Genomic DNA, 16752 nt, shown 5'->3' on the forward strand with positions numbered 1-16752 from the left:
GCAAGCTTTCCAGATGTCACTGTCCGCCGAAGCGATCGCGACGCTGTCGCACGTGTCCACCGCCACCATCACCACCGTCCTGCTCAAGAAGGGCCTGCGCAACATCTGGATGCGCGGCACCAAGCCGCTGAAGCCGGGGCAGAAGCGGCTGGTGGGTCCGGCCTTCACGCTGCGCTTCGTGCCGGCGCGCGAGGATCTGGCGACGCCGGAATCCTGGTCGTCGCCGATCTCGACCCGCACCGCGATCGAGGCGATGCCGGAAGGATGCATCGCCGTGGTCGATGCCATGGGCATCACCGATGCCGGCATCTTCGGCGACATCCTGTGCGCGCGCATGGTCAAGCGCGGCGTCACCGCGCTGGTCACCGACGGCGTCGTGCGTGACGTCGAGGGCGTGCTCGGCACCAATTTGCCGGTGTGGTGCGACGGCTATGCCGCGCCGCCTTCCGTCGCGGGGCTCACCTTCGTCGGCTGGGGCGAGCCGATCGGCTGCGGCGGCGTTGCCGTTTTCCCGAACGACATCGTCGTCGCCGACCAGGATGGCTGCGTGCTGATCCCGCAGGCGATGCTCGATCACGTCCTCGCCGAGGGCGTCGAGCAGGAGCGGATGGAGGCCTGGATCGTCAACGAGGTGAACAACGGCGCGGTGCTGCCGGGCCTCTACCCCATGAATGCCGAAACCAAGGCGCGCTACGCCGCGAGCAAGAAGTAACCTCAAGAAAGGGAGGTAACCCCATGGACATCCACGTTTCCGGCTCGCGGCCGACCCGCCGCGCGCCGAAGGAGAACTTTACCGGCACCGTGCTGCAGGACCCGATCAACATGGCGCCTGCGCCGGCGCGGCTGAACGCCTCGCGCGTCTCGTTCGAGCCCGGCGCACGCACCGCCTGGCACACCCATCCGCTCGGACAGACGCTGTATGTGATCTCCGGCATCGGGCGCGTGCAGGCCAAGGGCGGCCCGATCAGGGAGATTCGTCCCGGCGATGTGGTCTGGATTCCGCCGAACGAGAAGCACTGGCACGGGGCCTCGCCGGACAACAGCATGACCCACATCGCCATGCAGGAGGCGCTCGATGGCGTCTATTCGACCTGGATGGAGCACGTCACCGACGAGGAATACAACGGCAAGGTCGGCTGAAGCGTCGTAGCAGTTCGCGAGATGAAAGCCCCGCTCGTCAGGCGGGGCTTTTTCGTATGCCTAGCCCGGATGGAGACCGCAGCCCGGATGGAGCGAAGCGCAATCCGGGGCGATCTCTCCTGCGGTAACAATCCCGGATTTCGCGGAGCCTGTCATCGGGCGCGCATTCGCGCGACCCGTTGGCTTCATCCGGGCTACGATCCAAGCGTAATCAATTCACCCGCGTCCAGGTCTGGCCGCCGCAGAACATGCCGCCGAAGGCGCAGCCCTGGACGCGTAGCGTGTCGGGGCTCTTCATCGCGATGGTGGAATTGTAGGTGCTGCCGCTGTTCGGATCGAAGATGCGGCCGCTCCACTTGTCCTTGCCCGGCTTCATGTTGATCAGAACCTGCTCGCCGTTGGCGTTCGATTTCTTGTCGACGGCGTAGCCGCAGAGATTGGCACCGCATTGCTCAATGCGGATTTTGCCTTCCTTCTCTTCGGTGATCCAGACGCCAAGCGGCGAGTTCGCTGCTTGCACGGGATTGGCGAGCGGCTTGGGCGCTGGAGCGCTCGGCGAGGCGGCACCGACGGTTGGAGCGGTGGTGGGCTTTGCAGCAGGCGCGGCATTTTGCTGGACGGCTGGCGGCGCGGGCGGCGGCGGTGTGGTCGCGGCTGTAGCTGAAGGCGGCGTGGCCGCAACACCCGTGCTGGCCGGATCCGTCGTGGTTGCGGCAGGCGCCGGCGGGACGGCGGCCTGATCGAGGGCTGGCGGAGCAGCCGCTGCGGGCGCGCCGGACGGCGCGGCCTGGGAATCCGTCTTAGCGTCCGTGTTGGCTTCCTTCGGAGCCTTGCGCTTCTGCTCGGTGTCCTCGCGTTTGGCGCGCTTGGTGCCGCGGGGAGTGTTGTCGTAGACGCCGGGGATCTGCACCGTGCCGCGGTCCGGATCGATGCGGATGGTGCGCCCGCCATACTCGAAAGTGTACTGCGCCTGTGCGGCGGTGCTCGCCAGCACGAGCGTGGCGATCGCCAGTAGCTTTCTCATCTCGACCTCCGGTGCAGGGAACCCCGTTCGCAAGGCTATCCGGTGCCCACCTCGTTGAACGTGTCCCAGATCACGGTCAGAACATGAGTCGTATCCTTGCGGCTTAGGTTCAAATCGCTGGATTACGGTCTGGTTTCAGGCCGTGCGCTTCAAATGATGAGCGTGACGCGGGCTATTCGAACCACGCGGCGTAGATCTTCGCGTAGCCGCCATCTTCGCGTGCGATGTGAAGCCATTGGTCGACGAACGCCTTCAAGGCGACGTCGCGCTGCATCCAGTAGGCCTTTTCCGCGAAGTCGAACGGCTTGTCGGGATGAACGGCGCACAGCACGCCGGGATGCAGCTTCTGCTGATAGCGCGTCTCGGATGCATCGGTCATCATCAGGTCGGCATCGCCCTTGGCAATCTCGTCGAAGATTTTGGTGTTGTCGTTGAAGACCCGGATCTCGGCGGTTTTCACATGGGCGCGCGCGAAGCGCTCATTGGTGCCGCCGGGATTGACGATCACGCGGGTGCCCGGTTTGTCGATCTCGGCGATCGTCTCAAACTTGCCCTTGTCGGCACAGCGCGCGATCGGCGTCTTGCCCTCGCGCATGATCGGCGTCGAGAACAGACCCTTCTTCTGCCGATCGAAGGTGATGGAGACGCCGCCCATCGCGATGTCGAAATCGTCGGCCTCGAAATCCCTGGTCATCTGCGGCCACGACGTCGGCACGAACTCGACCTTGACGCCGAGCGCCTTGCCGAGTGACTGCGCCATGTCGACATCGAAGCCGCGGAAGGCCTTGGTCTCCTTGTCGAGATAGGTGAAGGGCAAATAGTCGCCGGTCATGCCGACCCGCAGGATGCCGCGCTTGACGATCTCATCCAGCCGGGACGGCGCCTGCTGCGCGTGCGCGGTGGACAGGAGCAAGGCGAAGGCGAGGCCGACCAGCGCGCGAAACATCGAGGTCTACTCCATCCGCATTTGATTGCGATGCCCGAAGGGCACGTATCGCGTCTCAGGCCTCGTTGCTGTCCTTTGCCTGAACGACGCTCGCAGTGCGGCTGAGCATCTCGTGCTTGAAATGCTCGAAGCGCCGCCGCGCTTCGGCCTCGCGATCGTCGACGAATTTGATCGCGGCGTCCCGCTCCATCGGGCCGTTGACGAGTGGGGTCGATGCGTCACCGACGGTCTCGTCGACATAATATTGGGCGCCGTCCTGGCGTACCGTCCAGCGGAAGCGCAGCGCGGCCATCGGGCCTGGGCCGGACCTGGAATAGCCATTGGCCTCGATCGGTTGGGGCGGCGGCTGGATCGGCTCCGGCTCCGCTTCCGGTTCGCTTGGCTCCGGTTCACTTGCCTCAGCTTTACTTGGCTCAGGCTGTTCGACCGGTTCGGGCTGCTCGATCGGAGGCGGCTCGACCGCCGACGGCTCGGCGGGCGCGGCTTCGACGGACACGGTCGTGATGGACACGGTCTCGACTGATACGACTTCGACTGACGACGGAAGGGGCGGCGGCATCGCGATGGAGACCGGAGGCTCCTTGGCAGGCTCGGCTTCCTTATCCGCCGTCTTGTCAGACGATTTGGCCTTCTCGGGAGGTGTCGTCGTCTGATCGAGAATGCTCGCGATTGCAGCGAGCGCATTGTCGGTCGGGTCACTCACGGTTCGGTCTCCCAGGCTCGGCGTTGGCGGAATCGCGCCGACGCCATTCCTATCTACCTGATGTGACTGGCCTTTGTCAGCCCGGGCGCTTCGGTGGGGCCTACGCGCAAATCGGCGGACGCCGGTCCTTCCAGGGGCGGACCTGTTCGAGCTGGCCGGCCAGGCGGAACAGCAGTCCTTCCTCGCCGAGCTTGGCCGCGAACATCATGCCGAGCGGCAGACCGGCCTTGTTCCAGGCCAGCGGCACCGACATCGCCGGCTGTCCGGACATGTTGAACATCGAGGTGCCCGGCATGTAGCGGCGCAGCACCGGCGCGATGTGGCCGAGGTCCTCGGACATCGTGTTCAGCTCGCCGAGGCGGAGCGGCGGCGCGCACAGCGTCGGGCTGAGGAAGATGTCGCAACCTTCGAAGAAGGTCGCAAGCGCGCGCGAGATCTGGAACGCTGCAAGCTGCGCGGCCACGTAGTCGGCCGGGTTCATCTTGGTCGCATTCTGGGCGCTGGCGAGCGTGAGCCGCTCGACATCGTCCGACGTCAGGGTGCGCCCGACGCGCTGCTCGAGCAGACGGATGGTCAGCGCCGTGTTGCCGCCGACGATGGTCGTCATGACCGCGGCGGGATCGGCCGCCAGCGGCGGCGCACGCTCCTCGACATGATGGCCGAGCCCCGCCAGGAGCTTGGCTATGTCGCGCACCGCCGCGGCGATCTCGGGATCGATGGCATCGCCGTAGGGCGACTTGTCGGTGAAGCTGATGCGCAAATGGCCGGGATCGCGGCCGACTTCCTGCGAGAACGGTCGCTCCGGCGGCGGCGCGACATAGAGGCTCGACGGCTCCGGGCCGTGGATCGCATCCATCATGACCGCGCTGTCGCGGACGCTGATGCTGAGCACGTGGCCGACCGAGAAGCCGCCCCAGCCTTCGCCGCGATCGGGCCCGCAGGGGTTGCGGGCACGCGTCGGCTTCATGCCGAACACCCCGGACGCGGAGGCGGGGATCCGGATCGACCCGCCGCCGTCGCTGGCATGCGCGACGGGCAGGATGCGGGCCGCGACCGCGGCCCCGGCGCCGCCGGACGAGCCGCCGGAGGAATGGTCGAGATTCCAGGGATTGCGGGTCGGGCCGAACAGGCGGGATTCGGTCGTCGGCATCAGGCCGAATTCTGGGCTCGAGCTCTTGCCGAAGATCGCAAGCCCGGCGTCGAGGAAGCGCTGGGCCAGCGTGCCGTTATGATCGGCGACGAAGTCCTTCAGCAGGCTGGCACCCGACGTGGTGCGTGTGCCCTCGAGCAGATCGAGGTCCTTGAGCAGGAACGGCACGCCGGTGAAGGGACCGTCAGGCAGCCCCTTGGCGATCTGGCGCTCGGCGTAGTCGTAGTGCTTGACGACCACTGCGTTGATCTTGGGATCGACGGCGGCAGTGCGCGCGATCGCTTCGTCGAGCAGCTCCTTCGGCGTCACGTCCTTGTTGCGGACGAGTTCGGCGAGACCGACCGCATCGTAGTTGCCGAATTCCTTGAAGGCCATGTGGGTACTCCGCATCGCCGGGCCGATCTTTTCGGATCGGCCGCGGCGCAAACGAGGAAGGCTGAAAGCTCAGCCCAGCACGTCCTGGTTGATCACGTTCTGCCTGATCGGATCGCCATCGAGCACACTCAGGATGTTGCGTGCGGTCTGCTCGCTCATGCGCTGGACGGCCTCGACCGTCACGCCGGCGACATGCGGGGCGACGATGACGTTGGGCAGCGCGAACAGCGCATTGCTGACGGGCGGCGGCTCCACCTCGAACACGTCGATGCCGGCGCCGGCGAGCTTGCCGGAGACCAGGGCGTCGTACAGCGCAGCCTCCTTCACGATGCCGCCGCGCGCGGTGTTGATGAGGTAGGATTTCGGCTTCATCCGGCCGATCCGCGCGGCGTTGAACAGCCCGACCGTTTCGGGATTCTTCGGGCAATGGATCGTGACGAAATCCGCCCGCGGCAGCGCCGCTTCGAGGCTCGGCACGGCCTCGCAGCCCGCTGCGGTAATCTCGCTGGCGGGCTTGAAGGGATCGTAGACCTGCACCTTCATTTCCATCGCCAGGCAGCGCTTGGCGGTGCGACTGCCGATGCGGCCGAAGCCGACGATCAGGACGGTCTTGCCGTAGAGATCGAACGGCAGCATGCCGAGCCGGTCGGCCCATTTGCCGTCCCTGACACAGGCGTGCATCTCCTGCGCGCGCTTGGCCAGCGTCAGCATCATGAACAGCGCCGCTTCCGCGACCGAGGGCGAGTTCGCGCTGCCCGCGACCATCAGCGGCACCTTGCGGCGGGAGAGGGCGGGCACGTCGACGGCGTCGTAGCCGACGCCGATCCGGGTCACCACCTTCATGTCCTTGGACGCCTCCAGCTCCGCCTCGCCGAAGCGGGTTGCGCCGAGCGCCACGCCATGGACCGGCGCATGCTGCTCGAGCATGGTCTGAAAGTCCTTGGCGGAGATCAGGTTGGGAAATTCGATGAGTTCTACGTCGTCCCGCTCCTTGAGGAGCACCCGTGCCCCCGGAGACAGAGTTTGGGTGATGAAGATCTTCTTCTTGTTGGTGGCCATTTCCTGCCCTTGAGGTTTCTTGTGCGCCGTCAAAGGACGGCGCCGGTCACCTCGTTTAGCAAATGCATATTGTTGAGGTCCACAGCCAATCGGAGCGGGGTGCCATCCTGCGCGCCGGCATTGGGATTGACGCGGCCGCAGACCGGCGTGCCTTCGAGCCCGAAATAGACCAGCGTCTCCATTCCCATCGGCTCGGTGACGTCGAGCACGGTGTCGAAGGTCTCGACGCCGGGATCGGCATGCGGCCGCGCCTCCATGACGTGCTCGGGCCGGATGCCCAGCAACAGCTTGTCGGTGCGGGAGAGAGCCTGGTAGCGGGCGGCGCGTGCCGGCGGCAGCGCGAAGGTGAGGCGATCGGTCAGTCGCACGTTGAGCTTTCCGCCGGTGTCCTCGAGCCGACAGGGCACGAAATTCATCGCCGGCGAGCCGATGAAGCCCGCGACGAAGCGCGTCGCCGGCTTGTGGTAGAGCTCGTTCGGCGTGCCGATCTGCTCGATCCTGCCCTTGTTCATCACCACGACGCGGTCGGCCAGCGTCATCGCCTCGACCTGGTCGTGGGTGACGTAGACCGTGGTGGTGCGCACCTTCTGGTGCACTTTCTTGATCTCGATGCGCATCTGCACGCGGAGCTTGGCGTCGAGATTGGACAGCGGCTCGTCGAACAGGAACACCTTCGGGTTGCGCACGATGGCCCGGCCCATCGCGACGCGCTGCCGCTGGCCGCCGGAGAGCTGCTTCGGCTTGCGGTCGATCAGGTCGGTGATGTCGAGGAGGCGGGCGGCCTCCGTCACCCGCGCCTTGATCTCGGCCTTGGGGTAGTGCTTCAGGCGCAGCCCGAACGACATGTTCTCGGCGACCGTCATGTGCGGATAGAGTGCGTAATTCTGGAACACCATCGCGATGTCGCGGTCCTTTGGCGGCACGTCGTTGACGACGTCGCCGCCGATCATGATGTCGCCGTCGCTGATGTCCTCGAGGCCTGCGATCATGCGGAGCGTCGTCGACTTGCCGCAGCCGGAGGGGCCGACCAGCACGATGAACTCGTGGTCGGCGATATCGAGATCGATGCCGCGCACGGCTTCGACTTCGTCGTAACGCTTGACTACCTTCCGCAAAGCAACTTCAGCCATGAGCCATCAACCCTTTGTCGCGCCGGCGGTCAGGCCGGCAATGTAATAGTCCATCAGGAAGGCGTAGATGATCAGCGGCGGCGCAGCGCCCAGCAGCGCGCCGGTCATGATCTGCCCCCAGTTGAACACGTCGCCCTTGATCAGCGTGGTGGTGATGCCGACCGGCAGCACGAGCTGATCGACCGACGTCGTGAACACCAGGGGATAGAGGAACTGCGCCCAGGACACCGTGAAGGCGAAGATGGTCGCTGCGATCAGCCCGGGCAGGGCGACCGGGATGAATATCCGCGTCAGGGTCTGCAGCCAGGAGGCGCCGTCGATGAGGGCGGCCTCGTCCAGCTCCTTCGGGATGGAGGCGAAATAGCCGATCATGATCCAGGTGCAGAACGGCACGGTCAGCGTCGGATAGATGAACAGCAGCACGTACCATCGGTTGAGCAGCGTGATGCCGGTCAGGTCCTGGACCAGCGCCAGCATCTTGAACAGCGGAATGAACAACAGGCTGTCCGGAATGAGGTAGGTGAGGAAGACGCCGGTCGCCAGCGTCGTCGAGCCCCAGAACTTCATCCGCGCCAGTGCAAACGCCGCGGGAACGCTGATCAGCATGGTGATGGTGACCACGATGATCGAGACCCAGGCCGAATTCCAGAAGAAGCGCAGGAACTGGTTGGAGGTCAGGAGCTCAACATAGTTCGACAACGTCGGGTGAAACACCCACCAGGGATTGGTCGCCGCCGATATTTCCGCGCTACTCTTGAGCGAGGTGATCAGCATGTAGATCGGCGGCGTCAGGAAGAAGATCGCGAACAGCACCAGGAAGAAGTAGGACCAGCGCAGCGCCCAGGCGCGGTCCCGGCTCATGCTGCCGTACTTGACCTTGCGTGACGGTCCGGCCTTGTCGATTGCAAGCGTGCTCATCAGGCTTCATTCCCGCGTTTGGAGATATCGCGCAGGATGAAAATCGCTGCGATGGCGAGGATCGGCACCATGAACAGCGAGACGCTGGCGCCGAGCGGAATGTCGCTGCCTTCGATGCCGACCTTGAAGGCCCAGGTGGCGAAGATATGCGTCTGGTCGAGCGGGCCACCCGAGGTCAGGATGCGGACGATGTCGAAATTGGCGAAGGTCACGATCAGCGAGAACAGCGCCGTGATCGCGATGATGTTCCGCATCATGGGCAGCGTGACATACCAGATCTTCTGCCACCAATTGGCGCCGTCGATCGCGGCGGCCTCGTAGAGCTGGTCCGGCACCGATTTCAGCGCGGCCAGATACATGATCATGAAGAACGGCGCGCCGTACCAGACGTTGACGAGGATGACGGAAAAGCGAGCCCAAACATTGTCGCCGAGCCAGTTGATCGGGCCGATGCCGAAGAATGAGAGCGTGTAGTTGAAGGCGCTGTAGGAGGGGTCGAACAGCCACAGCCACGCCAGCGTGCTCATGGCCGGCGGGATCACCCAGGGCACCAGCAGCATGCCGCGCCATTTGCGCTGCCCCTTGGCCGGAATGTTGTGTACGAAATGGGCGACGATGAATCCGATCAGCGCCTTGAAGAACACGGCCGTGACGGCAAAGATGCAGGATTGCTTCACCACCATCCAGAAGGTGTCGCGCTTGAACAGGAACAGGAAGTTGCCGAAGCCGACGAACTTCTGCATCGACTTGTTCAGGGTGGCGAGATGGACGGAGTAGACGGCGGGATAGAGCACCAGGAGCGCTATCAGCAGGATCAGCGGCAGGGTCATCAGGAACGCGGCCATCGACTTGCGCCGCAGCGCGTTGCGCAGGCCGACGCGCCTTCGTCCCGACTGGGCAGCGGCTGCGCGGTTGGATTGGAATGCGACATCAACCATAACGCAGGTCCCTCGCGCGGGTTGGTTGCACAGCTCGCCGGTTCGGCGGCCGGTCAGTGAAGACGGGACCTCGCGCGGCCAACATCACGGGCGGTCGCGCGAGATCTCGCTTGTCGTCAGCTTCGCATGAAGCCCTCGCACTCGCCCTCGGCCCAGGCGAGCGTCTTTTCCATGCTTTCACCCTGGTAGTACCGCAGGCACATCTTGGTCAACGTCGCCTGGAAGTAGATCTGCTGCGCGATCTTGGGCGGCGCGGGAGATGCCGCGATCGACAGCGTCTGATGGTTGTTGGGGTTCGGATAGTGATACAGCGTCCCCTTCGGCGGCCCTTCCTCCGCCCAGGTCTTCAAGGTCGTGAGCTTTTCGTAGGCCGGCAGGTCATAGCCGCCGCTTGCGACCACCATCTTCTCGATCGATGCGGGTTGCGACAGGTGGGACAGCAGGCTCTTGGCCGCCTCCTTGTTCTTCGAGAACGACCAGATCGACCAGAAGTACGGCAGGTAGGGTGCGAAGCGACCCTTGGGCCCGGACGGCATGCCGTGCGTCCAGCACTGCTCGGCGATCTGCGGCGCGTCGCGCCTTGCGACCGCCCAGGCGCTCGGCGGATTCAGGATCATCGCGCCCTTGCCGGCAACCAGCCACTTGTTGTTGGAAGCGTCGTCCCATGCCGACACGTCGGGCGGCAGGAAGGCGATCAGCTTCTTGTAGTATTCGAGCGCCTGACGAACGGCATCGGTCTTCACCGTGACGTCGCCCTTGGCGTTGACGAGCTCGGCACCGAACGACTGGAAGATCGCGCCTGCAGTGTCGACGCTGTCGGTGGTTTCGCCGAGGCCGATCCCGAATGGCACGCCGCCCTTGTGGCAGGCCTCGGCCGCCTTGAGGAACGTATCGAGGGTCCAGTTATCGGCTTTCGGCTCGCTTCCGGCAGGGTACATCTCCTGTACGTCGATGCCGGCATGCTTCTTCATCAGATCGATGCGGGAGCAGGGACCCTTGATCTGGCTTCCCGGGGTTGCGGGAACGGCGAGCCACTTGCCGCCGGCCTGACCGAGATATTTGACGGTGCCGTTGACCTCGCCGTTCTGCTTGATGAGCGGGTCCATGACGTCGTTCACCGGCTCGAGCAACTCGGCGTTGGCCTGCGGCCACCATGTCGGCATCTGGAAGATATCGTGACCGGATTTCGCCTGCGCCTCGGCGGCAATGGTGACGATGTTCTTGTTGCCCTGGCTGGTGATGTAGTCGATCTGGACCTCGACTTTCTCCTTGGCAGCCCATTCATTGACCAGCTCGGTCGACGCACTGTTCGCGCCGGGCACCCAGTGATCCCAGAAGCCCATCGAGAGCTTTCCGGCTGCGTAGGCGCCACGCACGTAGGGGGCTGTAATCAGCGCGGCCGATGACAGCGCTGTCGCTGCGACGAATTCTCGGCGCGAGAGCTTCTTCCGTGACATGGCATTCCCTCCCTGGTAGCCAACGGACAAAAGGCTTTTTTGAATCCCGTTGTTGTTTTTGTGCGTCGCGTTTGCGCGACGTCGCGGGATTGCGTTGACACCGATCAGAACAGAATTGCCGGCATCTGTCGAGAAACGAGATGCTGATGCCAACTAGAACTAACGTTGTGGTCAAATAGCAGGCAGTGTCGTTCGCATCATTGCAGTTGCCGGCGGTTTGCCGCGCGTCTTACGATCATGCTGCGACGCACGCGGGGGGTGACGCAGACAAGGTCGGAGGCGGTGCGCGGTTGAGCCGCAGCTTTCCGGTCGAGCCTTAGCGAACTCTGTTCCGCCGTGGTGATGCCCGGTGCGGCCGATAGACTTGCCGAAGCCGGAAACGCTAAAGTCCGGATTCGTCAAACCTGCTCCCGCATCAATTCCGCAATCCACCACCGATCATGGAGACCCGATCATGCTCATCCCGGTAGCGAAGCTGCGAGCGCAATGGAGATTGTGCGCCGCGGTTGGGGCCGCCACCGTCACGTTGCTCGCAGCGCCTCATCGGGTCGATGCGCAGATCGTGCAGGGCGTCGAAAAGGGTGCGCGCGAGGGCAACAAGGCCGCCGGGCCGGTCGGCGGCGTCCTCGGCGGAGCCATCGGCGGCGTTGTCGGGGTGGTGACCGGCGTGACCGGGGTGTTGACCGGCAACAATGGCAACAGCGCCAACCCCAATGCCGGCAGCGGCAAGAACGCGCAGGCCCCGGCGGCCGGCGCCAAGGCCACCAAGTCGGCCAAGGCTGCCGCCAAGGACAAGGGCGCGAAGCAGGCACCGACCGTGCTCACCCAGCCCGGCACGCCGCAGCTGACCGCCGAACAGATCGTCGCCAACAGCGATTCCTACATCGAGCGGATCAAGACCCAGCTGAACCTCACGCCGGACCAGGAGAAGCACTGGGCCGGCTTCAACAGTGCGATGCACTATCTCGGCCACAACGGCGCCGACCGCCTCAACCTGCGCATCGCGCGGGCGCAGCGCGATCCGCCGGATGACATTATCGAACAGATGCGCAACGAGGCCCAGTTCCTCAATGACCGGGCGGTCGATCAGCGCGGCGTTGCCGACGCAGCCGAGCCGCTGTTTGCCAGCCTCGACGACAAGCAGAAACAAATCTTCATCAACGAAATGGTCCGCCTGAGCCACGAACGCGGGCTCGACTGAGGAAATCTCGCCGGCCAGTGGGGACGAATAGCCGGGCCACCAAGCCCTGGGGTAGGTTAAAGGCGCAGCACCCGGCTATTCTGCCGCAGCGGCGCGGCCCGGTTAATTCGTCATTCAATGTTGAAGAAAAACGGACCGGATCACGCCCGAGTGATGGCCGAGTCAGGGCCTTGTCGGGAACCATCCACAGCGCCTGAGGCCAGCGCGGATTGAGCCGTCAATGACCGGGACATCGGCGCGCAAAAGCGGCGATGTCCTTCGGACGCTATGCCGGCAACCCGCGATCCGGAAACGCCGGCGCTTAGCTCTTCGGGAAGTTCAGCTCCACACCGACGCCGTCCGGATCGTAGAGGAATATCTGGGTGTCGCCGGTGCGCGGCACGATCTGCTCACGGAAGGTGACGTTCTTCGACTGCAGGCGCTTGCGCACGGCCTCGACGTCGCTGGCAGCAAAGGCGATGTGGTCGAGGCGGCCGGTGTCCTCATATTTCTTCTCGGTGCCGCGCACCACGATGCCGTCGCGCGGCTTGCGGGTGCCCATCAGATGGACGGTGGCCTGGCCGCCGGAATAGAGCCAGTAGCCGGGGAAATCGAGCGGCGGCCGTTCGCCGTTCTCGAGCCCGAGCACATCGCAATAGAAGGTCTTGGTCTTCTCCAGATCCTGCGGCTCGATGGTGTAATGCTGTAGTCCGCCCAATGGCATGGTTCTTCTCCTTGAGAAATCGGGTTAAACGAAGCTGAGGTCGGCATCGACGCCCAGCATCCAGGCGCCGACGGTCTCGAAATGGCTGAAGCGGCCCTGCAATTGCTGGGTCACGGTGTGAATGTCGCGGAAGCGCCGCTCCAGCGGATGGCCGTCGAAGATCGCGGTGGCGCCGGCGGTGTTGTAGGCGAAATCGACGGCCTCCCGCGCCTTGTGGATGGCGTGCGTGGCCGCCATCCGGATCGTCATGCGCTGCGCGACCGTGATGCTGTGGCCGGCAACCAGATCCTTCCAGATGTCGGCCATCGACTGCAGCAGGAAGGCGCGGGCCGCGCGCAGATTGACCTCGGCCTGGGCGAGGCCGGACTGCACCACGGCATTGTCACGCAGCGTCTTCTTCATGCCGCGCGGCACCTTGTTGCGGGCGACGTCGACGAAATTGTCGAGCGCGCTGCGGGCAATGCCGCAGGCGACCCCGGCAAAGCCGATCTGGTAGCAGGTGTGGTTGCTCATCCGGTACAGCGGGCCATCCTCGCGGCACTCGCGGTCGAATTCGCGGGTGATCGAATGGTCCGCGCGGACGAAGAAGTCGTCGAGCGCGAACTGGTCGCTGGCGGTACCGCGCAATCCGACCGTGTTCCAGATGTCAGTCCATGCGACGTCCTCGGTCCGCACCAGCATGGTGCGCTCGACCTGCTCACCATTGGCATCCCGGCGCGGCGCGCCGTCCGCGGCATAGACCGGGCAGTGCGCGCCGAGCCAGGTGGCGTGCCGCCCGCCCGAGGCAAACGACCAGACCCCGGTGACGCGATAGCCGCCCTCGCACTCGATCGCCTTGACCTTCGGGCCGGGGCCCCAGGCCAGCACGGCACGCGGGTCGGCAAACACTTCCTGCGCGACCGGCAGGTTGAGATAGGCCGCCGACATCGCGCAGCCGCCGGCCTGGCTCAGACACCACGCCGTCGAGGCATCCGCCTTGGCGATGGTCTCGATGGCATGGAAGAAGGTGACGGGATCGGTCTCGATCCCGTCGGTTGAACGCGGCAGCAAAAGGCGGAACAGCCGCGCCTCATGCAGCCGGTCGAGCAGGTCGGGCGGCAGGCGGCGCGTCGTTTCGATATCGTTGGAGGCGGCCGCCACCGCGTCCCTGATCGCCTCGGCGCGGGCGATCACGTCGCGATCACCCATAAGGTCCGCAGAAGTCACATTCATGTTCGCCTCCCTCAGGCGCGCCGGATCGTCGCGGAGGCCGCGACGTCGGCCGTCGCGTTGAGCTCCTTGTCGATCTGCTCGATCGATTTGCCCCGGGTCTCGAGCCCGAAGAACAAATAGACAGCACCTGCCATCAGAAACCAGCAGCCGAGATAGACAAAGGCGGTCGGAATCTGGGTCAGTGGCACGTCGGGCTTGAGGTAGTTGTTCGAACCGACGATCAGCGCGAGCCCGACCGGCCCGATGATCTTGCCGATGCCGCCGAAGCCATAGGCCGACCCCATCCCCGTGGTGCGCAGATGCGACGGCCAGACTTCCGCCGCGTAGGGACCGACGATCGCAAAGCCACCGTCGGCGAAGAAGAAGGCGGCGGCCAGCAGCAGCCAGAACGCCGACATGCCGAACAAAGTTGCGTCGTAGTGGTAGCCGGCAATGATGGTCAGCGCGCCAGCGCCGAAGCCGAGCAGGCCGCCGGCAACACGCCGTCCGAGCAGCTCCGAGAAATAAGAGAACGAGATGCGGCCGAGGAAGCCGGTGATGCTGAGCAGGATCATCATCTTGGCGGCTTCCTGCGGCGTCACCTTCAGGAGCAGCACGAACAGCGCGGGGGCCCATAGCGTGATGCCGTAGACGCCGGTCTGCGCGCCGGCATTGCCGAGCCAGGAGACGATCAGGCTGCGCGGATATTTGAACAGATCGAACCAGCTCGTCGTGACGATCGGACCGGCGTCGGCCGCGCTCGGCAGCGGCAGCTCCGACGGCGGCACCTGCAGCGCCCAGGCCAGCGACTTGCGGGCTTCGTCATAGCGTCCTTGCCGGCACAGCCAGCGCGGCGACTCCGGAACCCAGATCCGAACCAGCAGCACCAGGACCGACGGCAACACGCCGATCGCAAATAGCAGCCGCCATTGATCGGTTCCCATGACGGCTCCGAGCACCGCACCTAGGCCGACACCGAGCGGGATCACGCAGGTGACGAGGCCGCCGATCCAGCCGCGCTTGTGCGACGGCATGAACTCCTGCACCAGCGGCAGGTCGACACAATAAAGACCGCCGACGCCGGTGCCGACGAAGAAGCGCAGGATCGCCAGATAGACCCAGCCATTATCGGGGGTGAAATAGAGCAGGCCGGTCGCGATCGAGAAGTTCAGCACCGTGCCGATGAAGACGATACGCCGCCCGACCCGGTCGGCGAGCCAGCCCCACAGGTAGGCGCCGAGGATGGCGCCGATGCCGGAACTCATCAGCACGGTGGCCGACTGGCCGAAGGTGAGCTTCCACGGTCCAATCAGGAACGCGAGCACGAAGCCGATCAGGAAGTAGTCGAAGAATTCCAGCGCATCGCCGATGATGGCCGCCGCAAGGATCTTGATCTGGTTGCCGGTCAGAGTCGTCCGGCGATCGAGAATCTCGAACATGGCGCGTTTCCCCATGGCGCCTGTTCATTGTTCCCCGGAGCGTGCGTCGCGCCAGCGCATCGCCCATAGGATGAGGCTATCCTCGCGCCAGCGCGAACGACAAGCCCGCGCCGACGCGGGGCTCATCTGCATTGGCGCGATAAGCGGTTCGGCTTACTGCTGCGCACAAATCGTGGTGCGAAAGCCCGATGTGAGCCGACGGAGCCGTTGACTTCTGCAATGCCGATCGCTCACGTTTGCGTGGAGGAAGCGGGGAGCAGCCGGGTGGACGAAAAGCGCAAGCATCCGCGAACCGAGGTCAATGAACCCGGCTATGTCTCGTCGGGCGGTTCGGTCATGCATTGCACGATCGTGAACATCTCGCCGGAAGGGGCGGCCATCGAGGTGGAGAATCCGGCCTTCGTCCCGCACCGATTCCGCCTGGTGATGGCCCGCGACGCCTCTGTCGTCCATGAGTGCCAGGTGATCTGGAGCAAGAAGACGCGAATTGGAGTGAGTTTCGTGGCGACCGCCTGAGCGCGGCAATCTCGATTGGGGACGCCCATGAACCAGCGTGCCAAGGGGGCCCGGGTTTCGTCACTGGAACAGCAGGTGATCCGCCGATGACTCCGGAACCTGCAACGATCTGCCTTGGCTGCTGGCAAAACCTGCATATGCCGATCCCGTTGCGCGGTCCCTTGGCGGCGCCGTTCCGTCTGTTCGGCGTCCGGCCGAGCCGCATGAACCCGAACACATGCACGATCTGCGAGATGGCCTTCTCGAAGATCATGAAGGCGCGTGCCGTGACCATCGATGCGACCATCCTGTTCGCCGATCTGCGCGGCTACACCACACTGACGCAGACCATCGCGCAGGACGGGCTGACCTCGCTGCTCGACGCGTTCTACGACGACTGCGCCGCCGCGATCTGGCGCTATGACGGCATCCTCAACAAGACCATCGGCGACGCCGTGTTCGCGATCTTCAATTTTCCGGTGCGGCGCGACGATCATGCCGTGCAGGCCTTGCTCGCGGCGCGCCAGATCCAGCGCAGTTTTCGCGACAGGCACGACGCGCTGGTGCGGGCGATCGGCGCCGGCGACATCGAGATCGGCATTGGAATCGGGATGGATAGCGGTGACACCAATTTCGGTGAGTTCGGCCAGGCCCACCGCGACCTGACGGCAGTCGGCACGGTGGTCAATCGCGCGGCACGCGCGCAGGCGGCCGCCAGGTCAGGCGAGATTCTTGTGACGACGGCCGTGCGGGATCGAACCCGCGACATGATCACGGCAGCCGGCGCCGATTACACCTTGAAGGGCTTCGACCAGCCCGTCACATTATTTCCTGAGTGAATTGGCTTTCGCGTGAATTGACGCGGCGCAAAAAGACGGCTCCC

General features: G+C 64.7%; 17 protein-coding genes. 5 read left to right on the top strand and 12 right to left on the bottom strand.

Translation table 11 applies throughout. The features are described from left to right. The first annotated feature begins 13 nt into the window (after positions 1 to 13). Both RX327_RS20300 and RX327_RS20305 read left to right on the top strand, forming a co-directional pair. The gene (locus RX327_RS20300; protein WP_317246927.1) at positions 14 to 712 is read left to right on the top strand and encodes a ribonuclease activity regulator RraA; all 699 of its coding nucleotides are present in this window, start codon (positions 14 to 16) and stop codon (positions 710 to 712) included. Positions 713 to 735: 23 nt separating this feature from the next. Continuing rightward, positions 736 to 1140, top strand: coding sequence for a cupin domain-containing protein (locus RX327_RS20305; RefSeq protein ID WP_016847553.1), 405 nt, complete (start codon positions 736 to 738; stop codon positions 1138 to 1140). A gap of 211 nt (positions 1141 to 1351) precedes the next feature. Here RX327_RS20305 and RX327_RS20310 read toward each other — a convergent pair whose 3' ends face one another. The 9 genes from RX327_RS20310 to RX327_RS20350 form a co-directional block, all read right to left on the bottom strand. Further along, positions 1352 to 2164, bottom strand: a complete 813-nt coding sequence (locus RX327_RS20310) for a DUF2147 domain-containing protein (protein WP_317246928.1) — start codon at positions 2162 to 2164, stop codon at positions 1352 to 1354. Between the two features lie 172 nt (positions 2165 to 2336). After that, positions 2337 to 3110, bottom strand: coding sequence for a transporter substrate-binding domain-containing protein (locus RX327_RS20315; RefSeq protein WP_050384697.1), 774 nt, complete (start codon positions 3108 to 3110; stop codon positions 2337 to 2339). A 55-nt stretch (positions 3111 to 3165) separates the two neighbouring features. Beyond that, positions 3166 to 3813 (bottom strand): hypothetical protein, encoded by a 648-nt coding sequence (locus RX327_RS20320; RefSeq protein WP_050384696.1) that lies wholly within the window; start codon positions 3811 to 3813, stop codon positions 3166 to 3168. Between the two features lie 100 nt (positions 3814 to 3913). Further along, on the bottom strand, positions 3914 to 5338 hold the full coding sequence (locus RX327_RS20325; protein ID WP_028332029.1) for an amidase: 1425 nt from the start codon (positions 5336 to 5338) through the stop codon (positions 3914 to 3916). Positions 5339 to 5407: 69 nt separating this feature from the next. After that, the gene (locus RX327_RS20330; RefSeq protein WP_317246929.1) at positions 5408 to 6397 is read right to left on the bottom strand and encodes a hydroxyacid dehydrogenase; all 990 of its coding nucleotides are present in this window, start codon (positions 6395 to 6397) and stop codon (positions 5408 to 5410) included. Between the two features lie 29 nt (positions 6398 to 6426). After that, entirely contained in the window at positions 6427 to 7527 is a 1101-nt protein-coding gene (locus RX327_RS20335; RefSeq protein ID WP_317246930.1) for a sn-glycerol-3-phosphate ABC transporter ATP-binding protein UgpC, read from the bottom strand. Between the two features lie 6 nt (positions 7528 to 7533). Beyond that, a complete protein-coding gene (locus RX327_RS20340) occupies positions 7534 to 8445 on the bottom strand; it encodes a carbohydrate ABC transporter permease (RefSeq protein WP_317246931.1) in 912 nt (303 codons plus the stop codon). Then, positions 8445 to 9383, bottom strand: coding sequence for a sugar ABC transporter permease (locus tag RX327_RS20345; RefSeq protein WP_317246932.1), 939 nt, complete (start codon positions 9381 to 9383; stop codon positions 8445 to 8447). The genes RX327_RS20340 and RX327_RS20345 overlap by 1 nt, the downstream gene beginning before the upstream one ends. A 116-nt stretch (positions 9384 to 9499) precedes the next feature. Continuing rightward, on the bottom strand, positions 9500 to 10840 hold the full coding sequence (locus tag RX327_RS20350; protein ID WP_317246933.1) for an ABC transporter substrate-binding protein: 1341 nt from the start codon (positions 10838 to 10840) through the stop codon (positions 9500 to 9502). 454 nt (positions 10841 to 11294) lie between these two features. Here RX327_RS20350 and RX327_RS20355 point away from each other — a divergent pair, with 454 nt between their 5' ends. Then, a complete protein-coding gene (locus RX327_RS20355; protein WP_317246934.1) occupies positions 11295 to 12041 on the top strand; it encodes a Spy/CpxP family protein refolding chaperone in 747 nt (248 codons plus the stop codon). A 301-nt stretch (positions 12042 to 12342) separates the two neighbouring features. Here the strand turns inward: RX327_RS20355 and RX327_RS20360 are convergent, their stop codons facing one another. The 3 genes from RX327_RS20360 to RX327_RS20370 are packed head-to-tail and all read right to left on the bottom strand — an operon-like array spanning position 12343 to position 15374. After that, positions 12343 to 12744, bottom strand: a complete 402-nt coding sequence (locus RX327_RS20360) for a VOC family protein (protein WP_028332023.1) — start codon at positions 12742 to 12744, stop codon at positions 12343 to 12345. Between the two features lie 24 nt (positions 12745 to 12768). After that, on the bottom strand, positions 12769 to 13956 hold the full coding sequence (locus tag RX327_RS20365; RefSeq protein WP_082190598.1) for an acyl-CoA dehydrogenase family protein: 1188 nt from the start codon (positions 13954 to 13956) through the stop codon (positions 12769 to 12771). An 11-nt stretch (positions 13957 to 13967) separates the two neighbouring features. Further along, positions 13968 to 15374 carry an MFS transporter gene (locus RX327_RS20370; RefSeq protein WP_050384691.1) on the bottom strand — a complete coding sequence of 469 codons (1407 nt, stop codon included), beginning with the start codon at positions 15372 to 15374 and terminating at the stop codon, positions 13968 to 13970. A gap of 264 nt (positions 15375 to 15638) precedes the next feature. On the opposite strand from RX327_RS20370, the gene RX327_RS20375 reads away from it, so the two are divergent. Beyond that, positions 15639 to 15890 carry a PilZ domain-containing protein gene (locus tag RX327_RS20375; RefSeq protein WP_028332020.1) on the top strand — a complete coding sequence of 84 codons (252 nt, stop codon included), beginning with the start codon at positions 15639 to 15641 and terminating at the stop codon, positions 15888 to 15890. A gap of 86 nt (positions 15891 to 15976) precedes the next feature. Beyond that, the gene (locus tag RX327_RS20380; RefSeq protein ID WP_050384690.1) at positions 15977 to 16708 is read left to right on the top strand and encodes an adenylate/guanylate cyclase domain-containing protein; all 732 of its coding nucleotides are present in this window, start codon (positions 15977 to 15979) and stop codon (positions 16706 to 16708) included. Positions 16709 to 16752 lie beyond the last annotated feature (44 nt).

This window comes from Bradyrhizobium sp. BEA-2-5, from assembly GCF_032918025.1.
GTDB classification, from domain to species: Bacteria; Pseudomonadota; Alphaproteobacteria; order Rhizobiales; family Xanthobacteraceae; genus Bradyrhizobium; species Bradyrhizobium pachyrhizi.

Coding starts and splice junctions, on each gene's coding strand:
- RX327_RS20300 (WP_317246927.1), top strand. CDS start 14: ATGTCACTGTCCGCCGAAGCGATCGCGACGCTGTCGCACGTGTCCACC.
- RX327_RS20305 (WP_016847553.1), top strand. CDS start 736: ATGGACATCCACGTTTCCGGCTCGCGGCCGACCCGCCGCGCGCCGAAG.
- RX327_RS20310 (WP_317246928.1), bottom strand. CDS start 2,164: ATGAGAAAGCTACTGGCGATCGCCACGCTCGTGCTGGCGAGCACCGCC.
- RX327_RS20315 (WP_050384697.1), bottom strand. CDS start 3,110: ATGTTTCGCGCGCTGGTCGGCCTCGCCTTCGCCTTGCTCCTGTCCACC.
- RX327_RS20325 (WP_028332029.1), bottom strand. CDS start 5,338: ATGGCCTTCAAGGAATTCGGCAACTACGATGCGGTCGGTCTCGCCGAA.
- RX327_RS20330 (WP_317246929.1), bottom strand. CDS start 6,397: ATGGCCACCAACAAGAAGAAGATCTTCATCACCCAAACTCTGTCTCCG.
- RX327_RS20335 (WP_317246930.1), bottom strand. CDS start 7,527: ATGGCTGAAGTTGCTTTGCGGAAGGTAGTCAAGCGTTACGACGAAGTC.
- RX327_RS20340 (WP_317246931.1), bottom strand. CDS start 8,445: ATGAGCACGCTTGCAATCGACAAGGCCGGACCGTCACGCAAGGTCAAG.
- RX327_RS20345 (WP_317246932.1), bottom strand. CDS start 9,383: ATGGTTGATGTCGCATTCCAATCCAACCGCGCAGCCGCTGCCCAGTCG.
- RX327_RS20350 (WP_317246933.1), bottom strand. CDS start 10,840: ATGTCACGGAAGAAGCTCTCGCGCCGAGAATTCGTCGCAGCGACAGCG.
- RX327_RS20355 (WP_317246934.1), top strand. CDS start 11,295: ATGCTCATCCCGGTAGCGAAGCTGCGAGCGCAATGGAGATTGTGCGCC.
- RX327_RS20360 (WP_028332023.1), bottom strand. CDS start 12,744: ATGCCATTGGGCGGACTACAGCATTACACCATCGAGCCGCAGGATCTG.
- RX327_RS20365 (WP_082190598.1), bottom strand. CDS start 13,956: ATGAATGTGACTTCTGCGGACCTTATGGGTGATCGCGACGTGATCGCC.
- RX327_RS20370 (WP_050384691.1), bottom strand. CDS start 15,374: ATGTTCGAGATTCTCGATCGCCGGACGACTCTGACCGGCAACCAGATC.
- RX327_RS20380 (WP_050384690.1), top strand. CDS start 15,977: ATGACTCCGGAACCTGCAACGATCTGCCTTGGCTGCTGGCAAAACCTG.